This is a genomic window from Natronorubrum halophilum (assembly GCF_003670115.1).
Taxonomy (GTDB): Archaea; Halobacteriota; Halobacteria; order Halobacteriales; family Natrialbaceae; genus Natronorubrum; species Natronorubrum halophilum.
Genome location: NZ_QQTY01000001.1, coordinates 724,469 through 746,496, shown reverse-complemented (window position 1 = coordinate 746,496; position 22,028 = coordinate 724,469). Strand labels below are relative to the sequence as shown.

General features: G+C 64.1%; 24 protein-coding genes, 1 tRNA gene and 1 pseudogene. 16 read left to right on the top strand and 10 right to left on the bottom strand.

The annotated features are described in order from the left end of the window. Positions 1 to 254: 254 nt before the first annotated feature. Both DWB23_RS03610 and DWB23_RS24085 read right to left on the bottom strand, forming a co-directional pair. Entirely contained in the window at positions 255 to 2,045 is a 1,791-nt protein-coding gene (locus DWB23_RS03610) for a PAS domain S-box protein (RefSeq protein ID WP_455429437.1), read from the bottom strand. Between the two features lie 30 nt (positions 2,046 to 2,075). Further along, positions 2,076 to 2,477, bottom strand: a pseudogene (locus DWB23_RS24085) (PAS domain S-box protein); the annotation flags it as partial. Positions 2,478 to 2,808: 331 nt separating this feature from the next. Here DWB23_RS24085 and DWB23_RS03605 point away from each other — a divergent pair. Further along, the gene (locus DWB23_RS03605; protein ID WP_121741423.1) at positions 2,809 to 3,252 is read left to right on the top strand and encodes a universal stress protein; all 444 of its coding nucleotides are present in this window, start codon (positions 2,809 to 2,811) and stop codon (positions 3,250 to 3,252) included. 108 nt (positions 3,253 to 3,360) lie between these two features. Here DWB23_RS03605 and DWB23_RS03600 read toward each other — a convergent pair whose 3' ends face one another. The 6 genes from DWB23_RS03600 to DWB23_RS03575 form a co-directional block, all read right to left on the bottom strand. Beyond that, positions 3,361 to 3,774 carry a hypothetical protein gene (locus DWB23_RS03600; protein ID WP_121741422.1) on the bottom strand — a complete coding sequence of 138 codons (414 nt, stop codon included), beginning with the start codon at positions 3,772 to 3,774 and terminating at the stop codon, positions 3,361 to 3,363. Beyond that, positions 3,771 to 4,238, bottom strand: coding sequence for a phosphopantetheine adenylyltransferase (locus DWB23_RS03595; protein ID WP_162989734.1), 468 nt, complete (start codon positions 4,236 to 4,238; stop codon positions 3,771 to 3,773). The genes DWB23_RS03600 and DWB23_RS03595 overlap by 4 nt, the downstream gene beginning before the upstream one ends. 108 nt (positions 4,239 to 4,346) lie before the next feature. Continuing rightward, positions 4,347 to 4,931: a cysteine hydrolase family protein gene (locus tag DWB23_RS03590; protein ID WP_121741420.1), complete on the bottom strand. Its 585-nt coding sequence runs from the start codon at positions 4,929 to 4,931 to the stop codon at positions 4,347 to 4,349. Further along, positions 4,928 to 5,725, bottom strand: coding sequence for a YqcI/YcgG family protein (locus DWB23_RS03585; RefSeq protein ID WP_121741419.1), 798 nt, complete (start codon positions 5,723 to 5,725; stop codon positions 4,928 to 4,930). Before DWB23_RS03585 ends, DWB23_RS03590 begins: the two co-directional genes overlap by 4 nt. 91 nt (positions 5,726 to 5,816) lie before the next feature. After that, positions 5,817 to 6,275 carry an MOSC domain-containing protein gene (locus tag DWB23_RS03580; RefSeq protein WP_121741418.1) on the bottom strand — a complete coding sequence of 153 codons (459 nt, stop codon included), beginning with the start codon at positions 6,273 to 6,275 and terminating at the stop codon, positions 5,817 to 5,819. Positions 6,276 to 6,336: 61 nt separating this feature from the next. Next, positions 6,337 to 7,077, bottom strand: coding sequence for an SDR family NAD(P)-dependent oxidoreductase (locus DWB23_RS03575; protein ID WP_121741417.1), 741 nt, complete (start codon positions 7,075 to 7,077; stop codon positions 6,337 to 6,339). Positions 7,078 to 7,184: 107 nt separating this feature from the next. Here DWB23_RS03575 and DWB23_RS03570 point away from each other — a divergent pair, with 107 nt between their 5' ends. The 10 genes from DWB23_RS03570 (at position 7,185) to DWB23_RS03525 (ending at position 16,027) form a co-directional block, all read left to right on the top strand. Further along, a complete protein-coding gene (locus tag DWB23_RS03570; RefSeq protein ID WP_121741416.1) occupies positions 7,185 to 7,649 on the top strand; it encodes a universal stress protein in 465 nt (154 codons plus the stop codon). A gap of 129 nt (positions 7,650 to 7,778) precedes the next feature. Further along, a complete protein-coding gene (locus tag DWB23_RS03565) occupies positions 7,779 to 8,243 on the top strand; it encodes a universal stress protein (protein WP_121741415.1) in 465 nt (154 codons plus the stop codon). Between the two features lie 248 nt (positions 8,244 to 8,491). After that, the gene (locus DWB23_RS03560; protein ID WP_121741414.1) at positions 8,492 to 9,463 is read left to right on the top strand and encodes an ROK family protein; all 972 of its coding nucleotides are present in this window, start codon (positions 8,492 to 8,494) and stop codon (positions 9,461 to 9,463) included. Between the two features lie 90 nt (positions 9,464 to 9,553). Then, complete coding sequence (locus DWB23_RS03555; protein WP_121741413.1) at positions 9,554 to 10,969, top strand: LVIVD repeat-containing protein; 1,416 nt, start codon at positions 9,554 to 9,556, stop codon at positions 10,967 to 10,969. A 55-nt stretch (positions 10,970 to 11,024) separates the two neighbouring features. Next, on the top strand, positions 11,025 to 11,408 hold the full coding sequence (locus tag DWB23_RS03550; RefSeq protein ID WP_121741412.1) for a NifU family protein: 384 nt from the start codon (positions 11,025 to 11,027) through the stop codon (positions 11,406 to 11,408). Between the two features lie 236 nt (positions 11,409 to 11,644). Beyond that, positions 11,645 to 12,205, top strand: coding sequence for an amino acid-binding protein (locus tag DWB23_RS03545; RefSeq protein WP_121741913.1), 561 nt, complete (start codon positions 11,645 to 11,647; stop codon positions 12,203 to 12,205). Beyond that, a complete protein-coding gene (locus DWB23_RS03540) occupies positions 12,202 to 13,149 on the top strand; it encodes a homoserine dehydrogenase (RefSeq protein ID WP_121741411.1) in 948 nt (315 codons plus the stop codon). Before DWB23_RS03545 ends, DWB23_RS03540 begins: the two co-directional genes overlap by 4 nt. 499 nt (positions 13,150 to 13,648) lie before the next feature. Next, positions 13,649 to 14,914: a translation elongation factor EF-1 subunit alpha gene (gene tuf, locus DWB23_RS03535; RefSeq protein WP_121741410.1), complete on the top strand. Its 1,266-nt coding sequence runs from the start codon at positions 13,649 to 13,651 to the stop codon at positions 14,912 to 14,914. After that, positions 14,915 to 15,223: a 30S ribosomal protein S10 gene (rpsJ, locus tag DWB23_RS03530; protein ID WP_008160457.1), complete on the top strand. Its 309-nt coding sequence runs from the start codon at positions 14,915 to 14,917 to the stop codon at positions 15,221 to 15,223. 132 nt (positions 15,224 to 15,355) lie between these two features. After that, entirely contained in the window at positions 15,356 to 16,027 is a 672-nt protein-coding gene (locus DWB23_RS03525; protein ID WP_121741409.1) for a rhomboid family intramembrane serine protease, read from the top strand. Between the two features lie 191 nt (positions 16,028 to 16,218). Here the strand turns inward: DWB23_RS03525 and DWB23_RS03520 are convergent. Together DWB23_RS03520 and DWB23_RS03515 are read right to left on the bottom strand one after the other, a co-directional pair. Then, positions 16,219 to 16,290: transfer RNA gene (locus DWB23_RS03520), tRNA-Ala, on the bottom strand. A 568-nt stretch (positions 16,291 to 16,858) separates the two neighbouring features. Continuing rightward, positions 16,859 to 17,176, bottom strand: a complete 318-nt coding sequence (locus DWB23_RS03515) for a hypothetical protein (protein WP_121741408.1) — start codon at positions 17,174 to 17,176, stop codon at positions 16,859 to 16,861. Positions 17,177 to 17,626: 450 nt separating this feature from the next. Here DWB23_RS03515 and DWB23_RS03510 point away from each other — a divergent pair, with 450 nt between their 5' ends. The 5 genes from DWB23_RS03510 (at position 17,627) to DWB23_RS03490 (ending at position 21,965) form a co-directional block, all read left to right on the top strand. Beyond that, positions 17,627 to 18,202 (top strand): helix-turn-helix domain-containing protein, encoded by a 576-nt coding sequence (locus tag DWB23_RS03510; protein ID WP_238717334.1) that lies wholly within the window; start codon positions 17,627 to 17,629, stop codon positions 18,200 to 18,202. A 169-nt stretch (positions 18,203 to 18,371) separates the two neighbouring features. Further along, positions 18,372 to 19,403: a beta propeller repeat protein gene (locus tag DWB23_RS03505; RefSeq protein ID WP_121741407.1), complete on the top strand. Its 1,032-nt coding sequence runs from the start codon at positions 18,372 to 18,374 to the stop codon at positions 19,401 to 19,403. A gap of 324 nt (positions 19,404 to 19,727) precedes the next feature. After that, positions 19,728 to 20,051 carry a 30S ribosomal protein S24e gene (locus tag DWB23_RS03500; RefSeq protein ID WP_121741406.1) on the top strand — a complete coding sequence of 108 codons (324 nt, stop codon included), beginning with the start codon at positions 19,728 to 19,730 and terminating at the stop codon, positions 20,049 to 20,051. A gap of 1 nt (position 20,052) precedes the next feature. Continuing rightward, positions 20,053 to 20,187, top strand: coding sequence for a 30S ribosomal protein S27ae (locus DWB23_RS03495; RefSeq protein WP_121741405.1), 135 nt, complete (start codon positions 20,053 to 20,055; stop codon positions 20,185 to 20,187). A gap of 62 nt (positions 20,188 to 20,249) precedes the next feature. Beyond that, entirely contained in the window at positions 20,250 to 21,965 is a 1,716-nt protein-coding gene (locus DWB23_RS03490) for a bifunctional N(6)-L-threonylcarbamoyladenine synthase/serine/threonine protein kinase (protein ID WP_121741404.1), read from the top strand. Positions 21,966 to 22,028 lie beyond the last annotated feature (63 nt).

Here is a 22,028-nt window from a genome sequence, read left to right as displayed (position 1 = left end):
GGCGGCGAGGCACAAATACGGATCACCCGACTCCGCTGAGAGCCGTTTGTTCCCCCTCCAAACCACGTTCACGACGGATGCGAAGCGAACGATTACGTTCGCTCGAGCGTCCGCGAACGAAGTGAACGATTTTCCGCCGGAGCGGGGTGAACCCTCGAGACGGCGGCCGATGCCCTCGATAACAACGGATGCTGTACTAACCGGTGAGAGTGGCTCCCCGATTCACTCACCGGTAACCGACTCCGGCGTCGGTCTCAGTCCTGCCGATCGGGAAGCGTGAAGTAGAACGTCGACCCGTCGCCGGACTCGGATTCGACCCAGATCTCGCCGCCGTGACGTTCGACGATCCGTTCACAGAGTGCGAGCCCGATTCCCGTCCCGTCGTACACCTCGTGGCTGTGTAAGCGCTGGAACACCTCGAAGATCCGGTCTCGATCGGCCGGATCGATACCGATCCCCTCGTCGCGGACCGAAATTACCCATTCCCGGCCGTCCTTCTCGGCGGCGACGCGTATCCGTGGTCGCTCATCGCCGCAGTACGTCACCGCGTTGCTCAGGAGGTTCTGGAACACCTGTCGAAGCTGTCCCGCGTCGCCGTGGACGCGCGGTAACGACGTTGCCGTGATCTCGGCGGCGGATTCGTCGATCGTCATCGCGAGATCCGCACGCGCGTTTTCGAACACCGAATCCAGCGCGATCGGCTCGAACGAATCGCCCTGCGTCTCGACGCGCGAGTACTGGAGCAACCCCTCGATCATCTCCTGCATTCGATCCGCTCCGTCGACGGCGAATTCGATGAACTCCCGCCCGTCCTCGTCGAGTTCGTCGCTGTAGCGACGGTCGACGAGTTGCAGGTAACTCGAGATCATCCGGAGCGGTTCTTGGAGATCGTGAGAGGCGGCGTACGCGAACTGCTCCAAGCGCTCGTTGGAGGCCTCGATCTGACGCTGGTAGGCTTTGCGCTCGGTGATATCCTGTACCAGCAAGACGCCCGCGAATATCTCGCCAGCGCCGTTCCGAACGGGGAGCGTGTGCGCCCACAGATCGCGACCGAGATACCGTTCCTCGAACGTGTTGGATTCGCCCTCGAACACGGCCCGGAAGTACGGCTCGATCCGCTCGATGAGATCGTCCGGATAGCGCTCGTAGATGGTCGCGCCGACGACGTCGTCCTGTGACACGTCGAGCGACTCGAACAGTTCGCCCCCGGCTACCGTGTACCGAAAGTTCTCGTCGTACAGGCCGACGGCACCCGGGAAGTGATCGACCAGCGCCCGGTACCGTTGTTCGCTCTCCTCGATGGCTCGTTCCCGGGCTTTCCGTTCGGTAACGTCTCTGACCACGCCGACGCGTTCACGCGCATCCCCGTCGCTGGGTAACACCGCAAACGTCGCTTCGGAAGGGATGCGGTCTCCCGAAGCGGTTTTGATCGCCGCTTCCATGGACGGGTTGTCAACGCTATCCCTGACGATCGCTTCTTCCATCTCCGCTGCGCGCCGGTGGATCTGCTCGTCGACGACCAGCGATACGTGTGACCCGACCAGTTCGTCGGCCGCGTAGCCCAGCATGTCCGCGAAACTTCGATTGACCATCGAAAACCGGCCGTCCTCATCGACGACGTAGATTCCGTCTTCGACGGTTTCGACGATCGTTTCGTACTTTCGTAGCTCTCGCTCGCGGGCTTTACGATCGGAGATGTCGCGCACGACGCCGATCGTCCCTTCGTACGCCCCGTCGTCCGACAGTCGCGCCGTGAATTTACTCTCGGCCGGCAGCCGCGTTCCATCGCGTCGCAGCAGTTCGGCTTCGATGGTCACCGCTTCCTCGCCGGTCTCTGCGAGATCCATCGACCGTGCGGCCGCTTCGGCGGAGACCTCGTCGTCGACGACGAGCGAGCAGTGAGCGCCGAGGAGTTCCTCGCGCGAGTAGCCGGTCATCTCGACGTAGGTCTGGTTCACCGCGGTAAACCGATACGCCTCGTCGAGGACGTAGATCCCGTCGTCGACCGCCTCGAGGATCGTCTCGTACTCCGACAGCGTTTGCATCCACGTCGCCTCTTTGGCGGCCGTACTGATATCGCGGAGCACGCCGACGGTACCCTGAAACTCGCCGTCTTCGACGAGCGGATTGAAGCGCAACTCGCATGGAATGTTCCCGCCAGTGGCCGACTCGACCGTGATCTCGAGCGTCGGACGCGTCTCTCCGGTCGTCGCGAGGGACGTCCGAATCTCGTCTTCGATACGAGCGATGTCGTTGTCGGCAAGAACCAGTGAAACGTGTGCACCCAGCAGTTCGTCGCGGGAGTACCCCGTTGCACCGACGATTGCGTCGTTGACTGCGACGATGTTCCCAGTCGAATCGAGCTGGTAGATCCCGTCGTCGATGGTGTTGACGAGCGTCTGGAAGCGCTGGAATGCGACGCCGTCCGCTGCATCCGCCCAGTAGTTTGCCTTCGTCGCTCCCTGCCGTTCACCCATTGGACCGTAGTAGCGTGTGAGCCAAATAAACCCTTGCTACTCGCTATCACTCTCCCGTCACGTTCGCCCACGCCCGTCGCGTTTCAGCGAGTACACACTGGTCCCGCGAGGGCCACCTGTACGGTTCGATACCGCTCGAGTGAAGATACTTCTCTGCGAGATGTCACAATCGAACGGGTTCGACACGGCGGAGGGTCGCACCGAGAGATCGTACCCACTGCAACGAGTTACACACCCGTCGCAAGCCATCGTGCGCTCAGGTGCGTAGCGGCTACGATACCGGATACCACCCGGCAGGAATTTCACCGTTCTCGTTGTAGCCACGGACACGATGTTCGAGACGATCTTGCTCCCGACCGATGGCAGCGACCACGCCGCGGCCGCCGCCGAAACCGGCCTCGAGCTCGCAGCCGTCCACGGTGGGGCGGTTCACGTCGTCTGTGTCGCCGACACCGGTCCACTGAGCGACCTCAGGCTCCCCGGCGACGCTGCAAGCGCCGAAGACGCGATGCGCGAGCGAGCCCGGGAGTTCGTCGACGCCATCGTCGAACGGGCCGCCGCCGCCGGAGTCGAGGCCACGGGAACGGTTCTCGAGGGGCCGCCGGAACACGAGTTGCTCGAGTACGCCGACGCCGTCGACGCCGATCTCGTCGTGATGGCCACCCGCGGTCGGGGCGGCGTCCACCGGATGGCGCTGGGGAGCGTCACGGACCACGTCGTTCGGTTCGGCGACGTCCCCGTTTTGGTCGCGAACTCGGGCGCACGATCGGAGTGAACTACCCCACCACCGATCGAGCGCTTTAGGATGTCGCCACCACCTGATCGAACGCCGAAGCGAGCGGCTCGTCGGCTCCACATCCAGCGGCGAGCGCTGTACCACCCCTCACCGAACGATCTCGTTGATCGCCTCGGTCCGACGGCCGATCGACCAGCCCAGCAACGCGAGGCCGACGTAGACCCCGAGCGCGGGCAGCACGTACGCCTCGAGGAGCAACTCGGGAGTGAATCCGAACGCGTTGAGCGCCGCCGCGAGCAGTACCGAGAGCAAAAAGAGCGCGAGACCGATATCCCCAACGCGCATGCTGGGGAGTTCCCGCGGCTGGGGTCCGATCCGACCCACCGCGTAGAAGGCGAGCGCGTACGTCAGCCAGCCCCCGACGAGCGCCAACCCGGTCGAGAACACGTCGTCCGGATACCGTCGCGGAACGAGCGAGAGGTGAATCCCCAGCGTCACGAGCACCGCGCCGGCGAGGAGGACGAACAGCAGCGGTCGCCGATCCGCGTTCGACGCGCTCATTCGAGGACGGCCCCGTGCTCGTCGATCTCCCCTTCGACCATCCGCGTCGACGAGATGCGCTCGCCGTCCGCGGCGAGGACGTAGGGGGCGACGATTCCGGAGATCGGCTCGAGGCCGCGATCCCGGCGCCGGTCGTTGATGGTCTCGAGTTCGGGCGCGGTCTCCGGTGAGACCACGAGGGCGTCGATCCTCGGGTCGTCGTCGGCGATGCCGTACTCGCTCGTGAGTTCCCGAACCTCGACGTCGCGGTCCCACCGATCGATTTCGGCGATGGCGTCGGTCACCGCCCGGACGCGCTCGTCGAACGCGGGGATCTCGCGGGACTCGAGACGGGTTTCGACGGCGAGTTCGTCGCTCGTCAGCGCGACGACGACGCCGTCGTCACCGAACTGGAGCGCGTGCTCGAAGAGGGTTCGATGACCGTCGTGTACGGGGCCGAACGTCCCGGCGACTGCGACGTACATACGACTCCCCGCAACGGCGAGCGCCATAGGTGTGTCACGTTCTCTCGACTGCTGAACTCGCGTGGCGATCCGCCGATCCGAGACGGACCGGCCGCCGCTCCGTCCCCGTCACTCGAGCAACGCGTCGGTCGTCACCACCGTCGCGAACTCCCCCTCGAGGTGGGCCAGTGCGGTGCGGTGGACCGTCTCCGCGTCGAACGCCTCGCCGTCGAAGCGCCGCTCGAACGTCGCGGTCGCGTCGGCGACGACGATCGGATCGAACCCGAGGTTCTCGGCCATGCGAGTCGTCGTCGAGACGCAGTGGTCAGTCGTCAGTCCCGCGACGACGAGCGTCTCGTATCCGTGCTCGCGAAGCCACGCCTCGAGTTCCGTCCCGATGAACGCGCTGTTGACGGACTTCGCCATCGTCGCTTCGCCCTCGAGCGGTGCCGGCTCCGGTTTGAACGCGAAGCCGTCCGCGTCGCCCCGCAAGGGCGAGTCGGGTTCCGTAGAATCGTGGCGGACGTGGACGATCGGTCGATCCGTCTCCCGCCAGCGCTCGAGCAGGCGCGCGGCCTGCGTTTCGGCGTCGGGATTGTTTCGGACGCCCCACGAGGGATCGTCGAACCCTCGCTGAAAGTCGACCAACAGGAGCACGGCGTCCCCGAGCCGATTTCGGTTCCGGTCCGCGAAACCGCTATCGGCGTCCGTCATGGCAGCCGAGCCGCGGGTTTGGGGTGGGTTCGGGTGATCGTGATCGGGCACGTCGACGGCGCTTGCGCCTCGTCCTCCGAAAACAGGTACTGGGGCCACTCGCGGTCGGTTTCGACGCCCCAGTCCCCGAGATCGGCGTGGGGGCAGACGCCGTCGTACTCCTCGAGTCGGTCCTGGATGACCTCGCGAGCGTGTTGGCCGGCGTCCGTCTCCGCCGTGACGCCGAGTCCCTCGAACAGCGCCCGCGGCTGGAAGGTGATCTCGAGGCCGACCGGACAGTACCGACTCTTGCGCTGCTCGTAGAACGGCGCTCGACAGGTCGGGAACATCGGCTCGCCGCCGAGACAGAACTCCCAGTGAGGTTCGTCCGGATCGGTGGGGATATCTTCGGGCCACGGCTCGGGGTCGTGGAGGTGCAGCGTCTGCAGAACGTGCCAGAGCGTTTCGTGATACGTTCGCTCGGAGAGTGGCGTCTCGGGCGGCTTGAAGAAGGTGACGAGCGACGCCCGTTTCGAGTGCGTCCGGTACACCTCGAGATACTCGAGAATCCGATCACGAAGGGTCAACAGCGCGTCCGCGTCGCTCATCGACGGCACTGCGGTGTACAACGGATCGCCCTGCTGGAGCGACTCCGCACCGAAGAAACACGGGAACGGCGTCCCGTTCCGCTCGCCGAGCAGCCCGTCCCGGAAGGACTCCCAGTGATCGACGACCCACTCGGGAGTCTCGCCGTCGCGGACCCGTCGATCGAGCGTCTCCTGATCCATCAGCGACTGGATACCCGGCTCGTTCATACGTTCCCTCTCGTCCTTCGCAAAGAAGTATGTTTATATTCTCGAGGAGGTGGAAAAGATGAACAATCGGGTGTTTATTCCTCAAACTCCCTCAAACACGCTCTATTCTATCGTCCGTCGCGAGGATACCTCCCTCGAGAATCCGCGCTCGAAGTCCGCCGCGGTGAACCAGCGCCTCGCGACCCCCTCGCTTCTCGAGGTTGGCCTCGAGGTACGAACACGGCTCGCAGAGTTCCACGCCCTCGCAGACGACGTCCCCGATCCGGAACTGCTCTCCGGCGAGGTGATTCAGCGCGACGCCGTCGGTCGTCACGTTTCGTCGGTGGACTCCCGACTCGAGCGCGACGTCGTAGTCGCGTTCGACCGCGGCGAGCGCCTCCGCGGCGATGAGCGTGAGATCGCTGCCGCTCCGCTCGGCGAACGTGCCTTCGGTGTCGTAGTATCGGTCGCCCTCGAGACCCCGGCCGGCGACTGCGGGTACCCGCTCGACGCGTTCCATCGGTGCACCCTGTTCCGGCGCGATGTGGATCGCCCGAACGTGACCCGTCATGCGGGCTCCAACGAAGCGACTCGAGTTATACGGTTCGCTGTCCGCCGGTGACCCGGACCGATCACACCGACTCGGGCAGCCAGCCGCCGTCGACCTCGAGATTCTCCCCGCTAACGTACCCCGACTCCGGATCGAGGAAGAAGTACAGCGGCTGGATCAGGTCCTCGAAACTCGCGGGCCGATCGCGGGGTAGCTTCTCGGGGAACTCGTCGGAGTTCTCGACGACGTACGGCGAAATCGCGTTGACGGTGATCTCGTCGTCCTGCGTGTCGTTGGCGAGCATCCGCGTGAACATCAGGACGCCGGCCTTGGCGACGAAGTAGGGGAAGTTCGTCGGGCTCACGAGTCCCTTCTCGCTCGAGGCGTAGCCGACGTTCACGATCCGGCCGTACTCCGCCTCGCGCATGGCCGGCAGCGCCCGTTTCGAACAGAGGTAGGTCGCGTTGAGGTTCGTCTCGAGCACGCGGTTCCAGGTCTCGAACTCGAGGTCGGTCCAGTGGTCGGGGGCGAAGTCGCCGACGTTGTTTACGAGCACGTCGACGGCCCCGAGTTCCGACTCGATGGCCCCGAAGAGGCCGTCGACGCTTTCGGGATCGGTGACGTCGCCCTGAATCGTCATCGCCTCGCTCGCGCCGCGCGCCGTCGCTTCGTCGGCCACCTCGCGCGCCGCGTCGGCGCTCGTGTGGTAGTGGACGGCCGTCTTCGCCCCGCAGTCGGCCGTCGCGAGCAGGAGTTCGCGACCGACGCCCTTCGCGCTTCCCGTGACGAGTACCGTCCGGTCCGAGAGGTCTGGTCCGTCCATGCGTTGTCTTCCCCGTCGACGACTGCGTGGAAAAAACACCCGGAACGACGACCGATCGCGGTCCCGAAAACGTAGATTTACAGTACTGCAGCGGATTAGTCGCTGATATGAACTTGGAAACCGTGTTGCTGGCCGTTGGTCCGGGCGACGCCGACCGAAGCGACGAACTGGCCAAAACGGTCGCCGAAGTAGCGCACCCAATCGAGACGACGGTCGTGCTCGCCCACGTCTTCACCAGCAGCGAGTACGAGGACGTACTCACCGAACTCGAGTTCGACCGCACCGAAGAAGAGATCAAACCCGACGAAGTCGCCCGGCGACACTCGACGATCATCGACCTCAAGCAGGCGCTCGAGGAGTACGACATCGACTACGAGATCAGGGGTGCGATCGGCGAGCACGGACCGGCCATCGTCGACCTCGCAACCAGCACCGACGCCGATCGGGTCGTCGTCGGCGGGCGGCGACGATCGCCGACCGGTAAGGCGGTCTTCGGGTCGACGGCACAGGAGGTCTTGCTCTCGTCCCCGTGTCCCGTGACGTTCGTTCGGAGTGACGATTACGACGACTGACCGGTCTCGCGTTCCGAGCGCCGATTTCAAAACCGGGGCCGTGGCGGACGCCGACCGGTAGTCTCGTCGGCCCTCGCAATACTGCGACGACGAGAATACTTAAGCGGATGGCACTACCACAGTGCTGGCATGACGATCGATACGATCCTGCTCGCCGTCGGGCCGATGGATACCGTCCGGGCCGAGGAACTCGCGGATACCGCCCTCGAGATCGCGGAGCCACTCGGTGCGACGGTCGTGATCGGGCACGCCTTCACGGAAGACGAGTACGAGGATATCCACGACGACCTCGGACTCGAGGCCCGCGCTGCGGACGTCGACCCCGACGCGGTCGCCGCCCGACGCGCGCCGGTCGGCGATCTCGTGGAGATATTCACGGATGCCGGCGTCGACTACGAGGTTCGCGGTGCGCTCGGCGAGGTTAGCAGCGAGGTCGTCGACATGGCCATCGACGTCGATGCGGATCGGATGATCGTCGGCGGTCGACGGCGCTCGCCGGCGGAGAAGGCCGTTCTCGGCTCCGTTTCGCAGGAAATCATCCTGCAAGCGCCCTGTCCGGTCACCTACTTCCGCGATCTGGACGTTATGGAGTAGCCACCGTCGTTCGTCGCCTCGCTCACTCCCGCGTACTGAACGGTTCCACCTATCGTACCCACTGACAGTCACTGTACACCTGATCGCACGACGGCTGTGCGATCAAGTGTAATCGTTTCAGTTGTTACTATACGTGCGGCGCTCCGTTCGCTCTCGGCCGTTCTTTGCGAATGATTTCTGCCGAATACTACTCGTGATCGAGTACGATCTGTGTAGTTAAGTATCGGGACGGCCGTCCCTAGGACAGGATGGACTACTATGCGGGCGTCGATCTCGGCGCGACGAACGTTCGTGCCGTCGTCGCGACGGACGACGGGACGACGATCGGCGTCGACCGTCGGCCCACACCGCGCGGACCAACAGGAATCGACGTCACGGAGGGCGTTCTTCGGACACTTCGGAATGCCTGTGGCGACGCTGGTATCGCTCCCGAAGCGGTCGTTGCGGCGGGAATCGGCTCCATCGGACCGTTCGACCTCGCGGAAGGGGCGGTGATCGATCCCGCGAACTTGCCCGATTCGATCGACCGAATTCCCCTCACCGGGCCCATCAGAAAGCTGATCGACAGCGACGATGTTCACCTCCACAACGACACCAACGCCGGCGTTATCGGCGAGCGGTTTCACGCCGCCAGCAACCCCGACGATATGGCTTACATTACGATCTCCTCGGGAGTCGGTGCCGGCGTCTGCTGTGACGGCAAGGTGATGGACGGCTGGGACGGCAACGCCGGCGAGGTCGGCCACTACGTCGTCGATCCGCGCGGTCGCCTGACCTGCGGTTGTGGCCGCGAGGGCCACTGGGAAGCCTACTGCTCGGGTAACGCAATCCCCGACTACGCCCAGTTGCTCGCCGAGGACGACCCGACGATTACGACCGCCCTCCCCCTCGAGGGGCCGGATTTCACGGCGAAGGACGTCTTCGATCTGGCCGGCGAGGACGAACTGGCCGATTACGTCATCGAGCAACTCGCCCACTGGAACGCCATCGGCGTGACGAACGTCGTCCACGCGTTTGCGCCCATCGTCGTCTCCTTCGGCGGTGCCGTCGCCCTTCACAACGAGGAGCTGGTCGTCGACCCCATTCGGGAACGCGTCTCGGAGATGGTGATGACCAACGTTCCCGAAATTCGTGTCACCGATCTCGGCGACGACGTCGTCGTCGAGGGAGCGCTCGCCAGCGCCCTGACGGGAGGAACGGGCGACCGTCGGCGACTGTAACGCGCTCGAGTCCCCCTCGTTCACTTCGCTCGAGTGTCACGCGCTGTTGAACAGCGTGCCTTACTTGGCCCCCCGGACGCTGGTGAGCGTATGCAACGGAGATCGTTCCTCCGGGCGGTCGGGTCCACCGGAGTCGCCCTGTCCCTCCCGAAATCCGTCGCGGCATCGTCCACAGCCGCGTCGCTCGACACCGGCGCTAATCCGGAGACGTACGAACCGCTCGGTCGGGTCGCCGTCGATGGCGCTGCCGAGGCCGTCGTCGGCGACGGCGGCGAGACGGCGTATCTCGCCACGACGACCGGGTTCGCGACCGTCGATATCAGCGACCCGGCCGAGCCCGCCGTTCTCGCTGACCGCCCCGCTCTCGAGGTCGACGGCGCTCTGTTCGACGAAATCCTCGACGTAAAAGTCGACGGCGATCGACTGGTCGTCGCCGGACCGGCGAACGTACCGCCTGACGACGCGGCTGACGACGTGTTTCACGGGTTCGTACTGTACGACGTCAGCGACCCCGCCGATCCGGTCGCCGTCGGTGAGCCCTACGAAACCGGCTTCCACATCCACAACTGCTTTCTCGCGGACGAGTTGCTCTACGTAGTCGCCAACGACGAGGACGAAAACCCGCTCGTCATCTACGACGTGAGCGACGACGCGATAGAAGAGATCGGTCGCTGGTCGCTCCTCGAGCACGAACCGGAGTGGGAGGAACTCTTCTGGCTCGCTCGCTACCTCCACGACGTGTACGTTCACGAGGAGATCGCCTATCTCGCTCACTGGGACGCCGGCACCTATCTGATCGACGTCAGCGATCCGACGGAGCCGGCGTACATCTCGCGGGTGATGAACACCGACCTCGAGGAGCAACGCGGTCTCGAGGGCGAAGAGGCCCAGATGGGGTTGCCGGGCAACGATCACTACTCGGCGGTCGACGATACCGGTGACCTCCTCGCGGTCGGCCGGGAGGCCTGGGCGACGGGCGGCGACGAACCCGACGGACCGGGCGGGATCGACCTCTACGACGTGAGCGATCCCGCCGAACCCGAGTTTCAGGCGACGATCGACGCGCCCGAGGCCGACGACGCGTCCTACTACGGCGAAGAGTGGACGACCTCACACAACTTCGAGTTGCGCGACGACCGCCTCTACTCGTCGTGGTATCAGGGGGGCGTCAAAATCCACGACGTGAGCGATCCGACCGCGCCCGAGGAACGCGCCCACTGGTACGATTCAGACGTCGCGGGATTCTGGACAGCGCGCGTCGCCGAACCCGGCGAGACGTTCGTCGCGAGCAGCACGCCGCTGATCCCCGGTTCGGGGACCGAGGGCGCGCTGTACACGTTTCCGGTGGATCCCGACGGCGAGACCGAGACGGACGAGGGGCTCCTCGATCCGATCCCCGGCTTCACCGGTGTCACGGGCGCTGCCGGCCTCGCCGGGGGGGCCGTCGCACTCGAGTGGCTGCGCCGCCGCGACGGCGACTCGCGTAACCGTCAGGATCGATCCTGATGGATGGTAGCAGCTGTCAAAACCTTATTCACCGCTCGAATCCCTAGCTCGAGTAATGAGAGATTCCGATGCGATATCCGACCCCGAGTCCGAATCGCCGCTCCGCGAGCGCGTCGAGACGTGGCTCAGCCGAGAGATGCCGATCATCCAGATGCACGGCGGGACCAGCGCCGTTCGGGAGGCGGATCCGGAGACCGGCGAGGTCATCATCGAACTCGGCGGCGGCTGCAAGGGCTGTTCGGTCAGCGACGTCACGACGGGCAACATCCAGGCCGAACTCCTCAAATGGCCCGAGGTCGACGACGTCACCGTTCGCGTTCCCGACGCCCGCGAGAGCCTCGGCGGCCCGGAGCAGGCCGAATCGATCATGGGCGTCGACCGAACCGAAGGCGGTCGGGGCGACTGGGGTTCCTCGAATCCGGGGAAAGACCACCTCTGAATACGGACTCCCGACGGGTCCACTTCCGTCCGCTTCTTCCGTTCGCTCCAGTCAACGGACCCGTCGAACATCGCAACCCCTTCGGATTTGCTCAATCCTGGCGAGCCGACCGACTCACTGTGCGTAACGATAACAGGGCCGGAGAGTTTTGGGAAGTCCTATATCCTTTTACGCACCCGTTACGGAGTCGTACACCATGACGATGCGTGGACGCCAGCGACCAGGAGGTGACGGCAATGAGTGACGAATCCGCCGAGACGGGCGACGCTGAGACAGACGGTGGTGTTCGTGCCTTTACCGTTCGTCTCGAACTCGTCGACGAGCCGGGCGAGTTACTTCGCGCGCTCGCACCCATCTCCGACAGCGGCGGGAACCTCCTGAGCATTCACCACGAACGCGGCAACATGACCCCTCGCGGGCACATCCCCGTCGAGGTCGACCTCGAGTGTCCCCCGGACCGATTCGACGGCATCGTCGACGCGCTCCGCGACGCCGGCGTCAACGTTATTCAGGCCGGTGCCGAGCACTACGGCGAGGAGATCAGCGTCGTGTTGGTCGGCAACCTCGTCGAAACCGATCTCTCGAATACCTTGTCGCGGATCGAAGACGAAGCCAGCGCGGTCGTCCGCGATCTCTCGCTGGCCGCACCCAACGGCACCGAGGCCGTCTCGAGCGTCCGAATCCGACTCGCGATCGACTCGGGTCAGACGGACGCGGCGCTCGCCGCGGTTCGATCGATCGGCTCGGACAAGGACCTCACTATCGTCGAGCCCCTCCTCGGAGGTGATTCCCCATGAAACTCGCAATTCTCGGTGCCGGTGACGTCGGCCGCTCGGTCGCCGACCTCGCCGGCGAATACGATCACGATGTCGTCGCGCTCGCCGACTCCACCACTGCGACGGTCGATCCCGATGGTATCGACATCGCGAGCGCCCTCGAGCGCAAGGTCGGCGACGAGCGTCTCGGTCCGAAAACTCCCGAAGCCGTCTTCGAAGCCGACTACGACGTCCTCGTCGAGGCGACGCCGACCACGCTGGGCGACGCCGAACCCGGCTTCTCGCACGTGAAACGCGCACTCGAGGCCGACCGCCACGTCGTGTTGGCGAACAAGGGTCCCGTGGCGGAACGCTACGAGGAACTGCGCGCGCTCGAGGCCGACAGCGCCGGCTCGATCCGGTTCGAGGCCACGGTCGGCGGCGCGATTCCGGTCCTGTCGACGATCGAAGACTCCACGCCACAGGCCGTGACGGCCGTGCGAGGCGTCCTCAACGGCACCGCAAACTTCATCCTCACGCGGATGGCCGCCGAGGGACTCGACTACGAACACGTCCTCGCGGAGGCCCAGGATCTCGGCGTCGCGGAAGCCGACCCAACCTTCGACGTCGACGGTACCGACGCCGCACTCAAGTTTGTCATCCTCTCGAACGTGCTCGCCGACGGCGGCTTCTCCCTCGAGGACGCGACGGTCGACGGCATCCAGTCGATTCCCGGCAGCGCACTCGACCTCGCCGCGGAGGACGGCCGAACGATTCGACTCATCGGCGAGGCGACCCGCGAGGGCATCCGCGTGGGTCCACGACTCGTCCCCGAGAACGGCCCGCTGGCCGTGACCGGCACGCGAAACATCGTCCAGATCGAAACCCGAAACGCCGGTTCGCTGCACTCGAGCGGCCGCGGTGCGGGCGGTCCGGAGACGGCGACCGCGGTACTTTCGGACGTTGGCCGTCTTCCCCCGCTGTAGCTTCGAGTCGTCTGAACTGAACTCGTCAGGTGCCTCGTTGCCGAGATGCGACCGATTCTCGTTGCTTTCCTGTTCCCCGGCTACTGCAGATGCAACCGATGCTACTGCAGGTGCAACCGATAACCGATTATGCACCCACGCACGTGCGTGAGATCTTCCAGATTTGGTTTCCAGATTTCGTATCCCGCCTCGAGCGAATCTTTGCTCCTGTCTCGAGCGAATCGTCCGATCAGGACGATTCCGCTGCGATGGTAGCCGCTGACAGTCACTGCACACCCGATCGCACGACAGCTGTACGATCGGTGTGTACACCGTTCCAGCCATTCCGCCTCTTTGTCCGTCTCGGGGGCAGGTCCACTCCCGACCGAAGCCTGTGTCGTGTGAGTACTAGACAAACCGCAAGAAGGCGACGCGATCGGCTGAATACGCTTTCGAAATGGTTTTAACCGCAACGAGCAAAAGAGACCGATATAAGCGCCTCTGCGCGTGAGCTACAACAATGAGCGAACAACACCAGAACCTGGCCATTATCGGCCACGTTGACCACGGGAAGAGCACGCTCGTGGGACGCCTCCTCTACGAGACGGGGAGCGTACCAGAGCACGTCATCGAACAGCACCGCGAAGAAGCAGAAGAGAAAGGCAAGGGTGGATTCGAATTCGCCTACGTCATGGACAACCTCGCCGAAGAGCGAGAGCGCGGTGTCACCATCGACATCGCTCATCAGGAGTTCTCGACGGACGCCTACGACTTCACCATCGTCGACTGTCCCGGCCACCGGGACTTCGTCAAGAATATGATCACTGGCGCGAGCCAGGCGGACAACGCGGTCCTCGTCGTTGCGGCCGACGACGGTGTCGCGCCCCAGACCCAGGAGCACGTCTTCCTGGCCCGAACCCTCGGTATCGACGAACTCATCATCGGCATCAACAAGATGGACATCGTCGACTACAAGGAGGACACCTTCGACGACGTCGTCGACGAGGTCAACCAGCTGCTCAAGCAGGTTCAGTTCAAGACCGACGACGCCTCGTTCATCCCGATTTCGGCGTTCGAAGGCGACAACATCGCCGAGAAGTCCGACAACACGCCGTGGTACGACGGCGAAACACTGCTCGAGGCGCTGAACAACCTGCCAGCACCGGAGCCACCGACGGACGCGCCGCTCCGACTCCCGATTCAGGACGTCTACACGATTTCGGGTATCGGTACCGTCCCAGTCGGACGTATCGAGACCGGTATCATGAACATCGGCGACAACGTCTCCTTCCAGCCCAGCGACGTGGGCGGCGAAGTGAAGACGATCGAGATGCACCACGAAGAGGTGCCGAAAGCTGAGCCCGGCGACAACGTCGGATTCAACGTCCGCGGCCTCGGCAAGGACGACATCCGCCGCGGCGACGTCTGTGGTCCGGCCGACGACCCACCGAGCGTCGCCGAGACGTTCCAGGCCCAGATCGTCGTCATGCAGCACCCGTCCGTGATCACGGCCGGTTACACGCCGGTCTTCCACGCGCACACGGCTCAGGTCGCCTGTACGATCGAGTCCATCGACAAGAAAATGGACCCAGCAAGCGGCGAGGTCGCCGAGGAGAACCCCGACTTCATCCAGTCGGGCGACGCTGCCGTGGTCACCATCCGACCACAAAAGCCACTCAGCATCGAGCCATCGAGCGAGATCCCCGAACTCGGGAGCTTCGCCATCCGTGACATGGGTCAGACCATTGCCGCTGGCAAGGTCCTCGAAGTTCACGAGAAACAATAAATGCAGCAGGCACGCGTTCGACTCGCGGGCACGAGTCCGGATGACCTCGACAACATCTGTGACGACGTCCGCGAGATCGCGAACAACACCGGCGTCAACCTGAGCGGTCCGATCCCCCTGCCGACGAAGACCCTCGAGGTGCCGACCCGGAAATCGCCTGACGGCGAGGGTACCGCCACGTGGGAGCACTGGGAAATGCGCGTCCACAAGCGCCTGATCGATCTGGACGCCGACGAACGCGCACTCCGTCAGCTCATGCGCATCCAGGTACCGAACGACGTCTCGATCGAGATCGTCCTCGAAGATTAACGGCCGATCACGGTCGGTGTACGGTTTTCACCGTTTTTCTGCCCGCTACAGGGCCAGCTACGGCTCTCGTCTCGTTTCCTTCCGTACGGCCCGTCGTGAGGACTTTTGGTACTCGCCCTCTCAGTACTCGTCATGGCGGACCGCTCGCACTCTCGGCCGAGAATCGGAACACGACCGGGAGCGCAATCGGGCGCTAAAACGGCTACTGACGGTTCGAGTAGCCCGATTTTCGAGCTTCTCGTAGTCTTCGTCGCCGTCTTCGTGATTCAACAGGTCACGGCGCTGCTCGGTGTGATGGTCGGCCTGTTCGTCCTCGCGCCACCGCTGACGACCAACCCGTGGACGATCGTAACTAGCGTCTACGCCCACGGCAGCGTCGGCCACCTGCTCTCGAACAGCCTCGCGTTGATCGTGTTCGGGTGGCCCGTCGCTCGAGCGACGACGCGGGTACGCTTTCACACGTTCTTCCTCGTGACGGGGGCGATCGCCGGCCTTTCCCAGATCGTTCTCACGAACGTTGCGGCCTCGGTACCGCTACTTGCGGTCGCCGCTACTGGGGGCGTTCTCGGCGCCAGCGGAGCCGTCTTCGCACTCCTGGGCTATCTCGTCGCTTCGAACCGGTTGTCGGCCGGCGTGGCCTCGTTCGTCGACGTCCCGCAGTGGCTCGCGGCGCTCGTCTTTCTCGTACTCGCAGTCGCCGTGACGGTAGCGACGGCTGCACCGGGTGTCGCGCTCCTCGCGCACTTCACCGGCTTTCTCATCGGATTACTCGCCGGACGCGCTCGAGTGTTGCACGTGACATAGCGACCGTCGGGATGGTGAAACGTCTCCGTTTTCTTTCGCTGTAATCGCGTGATAGCGCGGACCCGAATCCCGCATCAGCAATCACTCGGTTTTGAGAGGGGGTTTCTACGTGCGAATCGCTACTGCATAATTCTGAGTCAGTCGCTAAGGCAGCGACTATCGGGGTAACTCGAAACGTTACAAAGTTCTGATGGACTCGTCGGGATTTGAACCCGAGGCCTCTTCCTTGCGAAGGAAGCGATCTACCGCTGATCTACGAGCCCTCGACCGTTCCTAACCTCGGTTTCTATTTGTAGCTTGTGTTTCGAGGACGACGTCGAGAGTTACCACGCTGTCACTCGAGCCCGACGATATCCAGTAACCGGTCGGGAAACCAGTTACCCGCTCACAGCGGTTTCGGCCACTCGTGATCGCAGTCCGAACATCTGAAATCCGCGATCACGCCGTCGTCAGTCGCGTACTTTGTGAGTAGCTCCCCGAGCCCGCCGCCGCATTCCGGACATCGAGCGTTCATCGCAAGTAGGGTACAAACGTATTCCGTATCAGTCTGCCCCCCCAGGTAATTTGGTCGCGCAAACACCGCGTGAGCTTCCCACATCGTCGATCGGGGACGGTCTGGAAGCGGATCGATAGCCGTGAGCCTGCTCGCTGTAATCCGTGAACTCATCCCGCCCACGGTCATGCCGGTCCGTTCCAATCGGCGGCAGTCAACTCGAGGGGGAACTCGTTGCAGCGTCGGAGCGGACACGAACCGACAGCGGTCATACACTCGAGACTCGTCTTACGAATCGGGCGCCGGGGATCGCTGCCGTCTGGCGAGGCGGGTGTGGCTCAGTTACCGGTCCGGTTCTCGAGCCATCCCTCGAACCGCTCGACGACAGCCGTCGCCACGGCGTCGGCGATTCGGTCGGGTGCGTCGGTGAGGTCCCAGACGTAGTCGCCGTCACGGGTGATTGTTACCCACTCGACGTACGCACCGTGATCTAACTCGAGCAGAACGTCCTCGAGCGTGGCCTCGTCGAGGCTGCAGTTGAACGACTCCTCGAGACGAGTGACGAGTTGGGGTGTCGTCGCCGTAATACGATCTTCGCCGTCACTGATCGCGGGGAGAGCTGTTGGCGTCGGTGGGGAGGGCGGCCGGTCGGTCATACTCGAAGCGGTGGTTGTCGCTCGAAGAGTATTAATCGCTACGGAAGTCTTCTCCCCATGACTACCGTTGGGAGCGATAGTACCTGTCGGCCGTATCCGGGCGTGTGACGGCGGCTCGCCGTAGTGCCGACGACCGCTTTCGATCCACTACTTCGAGCAGCGGCTGTCGGCTATCGGTGCCGGATCGTCCGCCCCGAGTGACGCGCACTATCGCACTCTATTACGATTTTATGCTACATACTTACTTCTACACCAGTGTAAACGAAATTATTATTTGTTGGCGGAGAATAGTATCAATCATGCGATTCGTGACATACGTTCTCACTCCCCCACAGGGGTACTTCGATCCCGGGGAACGGCTGTTGCGTGAGAGCGGTGTCACTCCCGTAACGATTCAGGACACGGAGTATCTCGCTGACGGCACGGTCGTCACGAGACGAATGGTTCGGGGTGATCGAGAGGCACGTTACGCGCGCACTCGACCACCCGGATTCGAACACCGTCGACTATCTGCTCAGCGACGTCGACGGCAATACGCTACTGCAACTGCACTACCAGCCCAGCGAACTGACGACGCAGTTACTCGAGACTCACCGCCGACACGCGGTGATACTCGATTATCCGATGGAGTACACCGGGTCGGAAAACGGAAGTCTTCGCGTCTCTCAGATCGGTTTCGAGGGAGAACTTCGGTCGTTGATCTCGGACACTCGATCGCTCGTCGACCTCGAAATCGAACGTCTCGGGAGGTACGATCCGTCGGACGGTCGCCCCTTCGTCGACCTGACTGACCGCCAGCGAGAGGTGTTGTCCGTCGCGATCGAGGAGGGCTATTACCAGGTGCCGCGCGAAGTAACCTATCGAGAACTCGCCGATCGACTCGGTTGTTCCGCGGGAACCGTCGGTCAGCACCTTCGTCGAATCGAGTCTCGGCTCATGTCGACGGTGATCACCGGCGGTTCAACGGCCGCACCCGGATCAGGATCGAGTGGAAACTCGGAGACGCAGCCGCCGTCGGGTCGATGAGCTCCGTGAAGGCCATTCCACATCCCCGCCGAGGCTCCGCTCAGTTCGTTCCCCGAACCGTTATCGTAGCAACTGCAACGATTTACACACCGATCGCACAGCCGCTGTACGATCGGGTGTGCAGTGACCGTAGTGGCTACTATAGTGGCTGGCGACCGTTTAGTTTAGTATGCCGACTACCTACGCGGCGCTTCGAGACCGCCTCCTCGTCTGTACGAGTACCGATATCGACAGCCAAGAGTGGACGACGACAACCCGGCTCGAGGGTCGTACCCTCGAGTGCGTCGCCGCCTCGCCCGGAGCACCGAAACGGATTTTCGTCGGCACCTTCGAAGACGGCCTCTTTCGCGCTCGAGAGTCGGCCGACGAGCGTGGGGGCGTGTCGTTCGAACGCCTCGAAACCGACTTCGTCAGCGACGCGGTGATGTCGCTCGCGATCAGTCCGCACGACCCGGACGTGATCTACGCCGGGACCGAACCGAGCCGCGTCTATCGCTCGACGGACGGCGGCGACTCCTGGACCCACCTTTCGGGACTGATCGACCTGCCCTCCGAAGACGAGTGGTACTTTCCGCCGCGGCCCCACACTCACCACGTTCGCTGGCTCGAGGTCGATCCGTTCGATCCCGATCGGCTCTACGTCGGCGTCGAGGCGGGTGCGTTCATCCTGAGCACGGACGGCGGCGAGACGTGGCAGGAACGACCCGAGGGATCACGCCGGGACAACCACACGCTGGCCGTCCACCCCGACCGCAACGGTCGCGTCTACTCGGCGGCCGGCGACGGCTACGCGGAAAGCGACGACGGCGGCGAATCGTGGCACCAGCCACAGGACGGCCTCGAGCACACCTACTGCTGGGGCGTCGTCCCCGACGCGGGCGATCCGGACTCGGTCATCCTCTCGAGCGCCGGCGGTGCCTCGAGTGCGCACACGGCCGGGCGGGCCGAGTCGTACGTCTACCGCCGAACAGGTGGCGATCCCTGGGAGCGCCTCGACGACCGCGGGCTTCCGATGGGCGACGGCGTCGTTCGCGCAGTCTTCGACGCGACCGACGAGGCCGGCGTCGTTTACGGGCTGAACAACAGGGGTCTGTTCGTCACCGAGGACTTCGGCGGCCGATGGGAACCCGTCGACATCGACTGGGACGAGGGGCTCGAGACGCAGGCGCCCCGTGGTCTGGTCGTTCTCGACGACTTATAATAGCCACCGACGACCAATGTACTCGCGACCGATATCGGTCCGTCCAGGAACCGGACGCCGCCAGCGAGGCCCGCGAGGGCGGAGCCGCCACCGGCGAGTACGTGTCGTCTGGAGGGCATCACCGAACGGTTCGTCCACGGAACATGTAAACACTCTCATTAGTTCGGGACGAATTCAACGGCGGCCGTCCGCTTCGACGTACTCGGCCGAGCGGCGTTCTCGCCGGTCGACGGGGAGACCGACTCGAGTGTCCGTGCAATCGGCTGCATGCTTCGAAATCCTTTTAGGCGCTACACGGGGATAGTAGTGTAACTGAGTGATATCATGGACGTCGACATCATCTCCGAAACGGAGAACCCCATGTTGCATCGAACGGACGTGACCTTCGAACTAACCCACGAGGACGCGACGCCGTCGCGTCTGCAGGTTCGAGACAGTCTCGCGGCCAAACTGAACAAGGACGCCGACGAGGTCGTCGTTCGCAAACTCGACACCAAGTTCGGGATGCGAAAGACCGTCGGTCAGGCAAAGGTCTACGATACGGCCGACAACGCCCGCGACGTCGAGCAAGACCACATGCTCGAGCGAAACAAGATCGGTGCCGAAGACGCTGAGGCCGAAGCCGAAGCGGAACCGGAGGAGGCCTGAGATGGCTCGTCACAAACTCTACAACGACGACGGCACCACCGACCGTGACCAGTGCCCTCGCTGTGGAGACGCCTTCCTCGCCGACCACGGCGACCGCATGCACTGTGGCAAGTGCGGCTACACCGAGTGGGAATAACGGTACTGCGTTGTGTCTGCACTCGCCACGTCGCGACCGTGCAGACGCGGTAATCACGACACGTGAGTTCTGATACCCGAATTCTCGGAATCGAAGGCACCGCGTGGGCGGCCAGCGCGGCGGTGTACGATTCCGCAACCGACGACGTATTCATCGAGAGCGACGCCTACGAGCCCGAAAGCGGCGGCATTCATCCGCGCGAAGCAGCCGAACACATGCACGATGCGATCCCGCGCGTCGTCGAGCGCGCGCTCGAGCACGCTCGCTCCACGTTTGCCGGCCCCGAATCCGAACCGCCGATCGATGCGGTGGCGTTCTCCCGAGGCCCCGGTCTCGGCCCCTGTCTGCGCGTCGTCGGAACGGCCGCGCGTGCGCTGAGTCAGGCCCTGGAGGTTCCTCTCGTCGGCGTCAATCACATGGTCGCCCACCTCGAGGTCGGTCGCCACACCTCGGGCTTCGACTCCCCCGTCTGTCTGAACGCGAGCGGGGCGAACGCCCACCTGCTGGCGTATCGAAACGGCCGCTATCGCGTCCTCGGCGAGACGATGGACACCGGCGTCGGCAACGCCATCGACAAGTTCACGCGCCACGTCGGCTGGTCCCATCCCGGCGGGCCGAAGGTCGAGGCGGCCGCGGCGGACGGTGAGTACGTCGATCTCCCCTACATCGTCAAGGGGATGGACTTCTCGTTTTCGGGGATCATGAGCGCCGCGAAGCAGCGTTACGACGACGGTGTTCCCGTCGAGGACATCTGTTACTCGCTGCAGGAGAACGTTTTCGGCATGCTGACCGAGGTCTCCGAGCGGGCCCTGTCGCTGACCGGCAGCGACGAACTCGTCCTCGGCGGCGGCGTCGGGCAGAACGCGCGCCTGCGTGAGATGTTACAGGAGATGTGCGACCAGCGCGGAGCCGATTTTCACGCCCCCGAATCCAGATTCCTGCGGGACAACGCGGGCATGATCGCGGTGTTGGGTGCGAAGATGTACGATGCGGGCGATACGCTGGCGCTCGAGGACTCCCGCGTCGACCCGAACTACCGGCCCGATCAGGTGCCCGTGACGTGGCGTGCGAGGTCCGAGCGTAGCGCGGACCGCGAGCGCTCCGACGAACCCGACCTGAAACTCGGATACGACGACGAGACGCAGGTCCGCGGTGCCGAAGCGCTCGTCGATCTCGACCCTGTTGCGGGCCGCGTCACGAAGCGCCGAAAGCCGAAGACGTACCGCCATCCGGATCTCGACGACCGGCTTCGACGGGAGCGCACGACGCTCGAGGCCAGACTGATGAGTCTCGCGCGTCGCGAGGGCGTTCCCGCGCCGGTGCTCTACGACGTCGATCCCGTCGAGTCCCGCCTCGAACTCGAGTACGTCGGCGAGACCGATCTTCGCGAGGGACTCACGCTCGAGCGCGCTCGCGACGTCGGTCGTCACCTCGCGCGGCTGCACGAGGCCGGGTTCGTCCACGGCGATCCGACGACGCGGAACGTGCGAGTCGGGCGTGCGGGAGGCGACGCGCCGCCGAACGAGCGAGCGGCCGAGGGCCGCGAGCGGCGTGCGGAGCGCACCCACCTCATCGACTTCGGACTCGGCTACCACACCGACCACGTCGAGGACTACGCGATGGACGTCCACGTCTTCGATCAGAGCCTCGTCGGCACCGCCGACGACCCGGAGCCGCTGCGCGAGGCGGTCCGAGAGGGATATCTCGAGGTCGGCGACGAGCGCGTGCTCGAGCGCCTCGCGGACGTGGAGGGTCGCGGCCGGTACGTGAACGAGTAGCGCAGATCGCGCTCGAGCGCCTCGCGGACGCGGAGACGAGCACCCAATACTCATATCGGGGGA

Coding starts and splice junctions, on each gene's coding strand:
- DWB23_RS03610 (WP_455429437.1), bottom strand. CDS start 2,045: ATGCAAACGCTGTCGGAGTACGAGACGATCCTCGAGGCGGTCGACGAC.
- DWB23_RS03605 (WP_121741423.1), top strand. CDS start 2,809: ATGTTCGAGACGATCTTGCTCCCGACCGATGGCAGCGACCACGCCGCG.
- DWB23_RS03600 (WP_121741422.1), bottom strand. CDS start 3,774: ATGAGCGCGTCGAACGCGGATCGGCGACCGCTGCTGTTCGTCCTCCTC.
- DWB23_RS03595 (WP_162989734.1), bottom strand. CDS start 4,238: ATGTACGTCGCAGTCGCCGGGACGTTCGGCCCCGTACACGACGGTCAT.
- DWB23_RS03590 (WP_121741420.1), bottom strand. CDS start 4,931: ATGACGGACGCCGATAGCGGTTTCGCGGACCGGAACCGAAATCGGCTC.
- DWB23_RS03585 (WP_121741419.1), bottom strand. CDS start 5,725: ATGAACGAGCCGGGTATCCAGTCGCTGATGGATCAGGAGACGCTCGAT.
- DWB23_RS03580 (WP_121741418.1), bottom strand. CDS start 6,275: ATGACGGGTCACGTTCGGGCGATCCACATCGCGCCGGAACAGGGTGCA.
- DWB23_RS03575 (WP_121741417.1), bottom strand. CDS start 7,077: ATGGACGGACCAGACCTCTCGGACCGGACGGTACTCGTCACGGGAAGC.
- DWB23_RS03570 (WP_121741416.1), top strand. CDS start 7,185: ATGAACTTGGAAACCGTGTTGCTGGCCGTTGGTCCGGGCGACGCCGAC.
- DWB23_RS03565 (WP_121741415.1), top strand. CDS start 7,779: ATGACGATCGATACGATCCTGCTCGCCGTCGGGCCGATGGATACCGTC.
- DWB23_RS03560 (WP_121741414.1), top strand. CDS start 8,492: ATGGACTACTATGCGGGCGTCGATCTCGGCGCGACGAACGTTCGTGCC.
- DWB23_RS03555 (WP_121741413.1), top strand. CDS start 9,554: ATGCAACGGAGATCGTTCCTCCGGGCGGTCGGGTCCACCGGAGTCGCC.
- DWB23_RS03550 (WP_121741412.1), top strand. CDS start 11,025: ATGAGAGATTCCGATGCGATATCCGACCCCGAGTCCGAATCGCCGCTC.
- DWB23_RS03545 (WP_121741913.1), top strand. CDS start 11,645: ATGAGTGACGAATCCGCCGAGACGGGCGACGCTGAGACAGACGGTGGT.
- DWB23_RS03540 (WP_121741411.1), top strand. CDS start 12,202: ATGAAACTCGCAATTCTCGGTGCCGGTGACGTCGGCCGCTCGGTCGCC.
- tuf (WP_121741410.1), top strand. CDS start 13,649: ATGAGCGAACAACACCAGAACCTGGCCATTATCGGCCACGTTGACCAC.
- rpsJ (WP_008160457.1), top strand. CDS start 14,915: ATGCAGCAGGCACGCGTTCGACTCGCGGGCACGAGTCCGGATGACCTC.
- DWB23_RS03525 (WP_121741409.1), top strand. CDS start 15,356: ATGGCGGACCGCTCGCACTCTCGGCCGAGAATCGGAACACGACCGGGA.
- DWB23_RS03515 (WP_121741408.1), bottom strand. CDS start 17,176: ATGACCGACCGGCCGCCCTCCCCACCGACGCCAACAGCTCTCCCCGCG.
- DWB23_RS03505 (WP_121741407.1), top strand. CDS start 18,372: ATGCCGACTACCTACGCGGCGCTTCGAGACCGCCTCCTCGTCTGTACG.
- DWB23_RS03500 (WP_121741406.1), top strand. CDS start 19,728: ATGGACGTCGACATCATCTCCGAAACGGAGAACCCCATGTTGCATCGA.
- DWB23_RS03495 (WP_121741405.1), top strand. CDS start 20,053: ATGGCTCGTCACAAACTCTACAACGACGACGGCACCACCGACCGTGAC.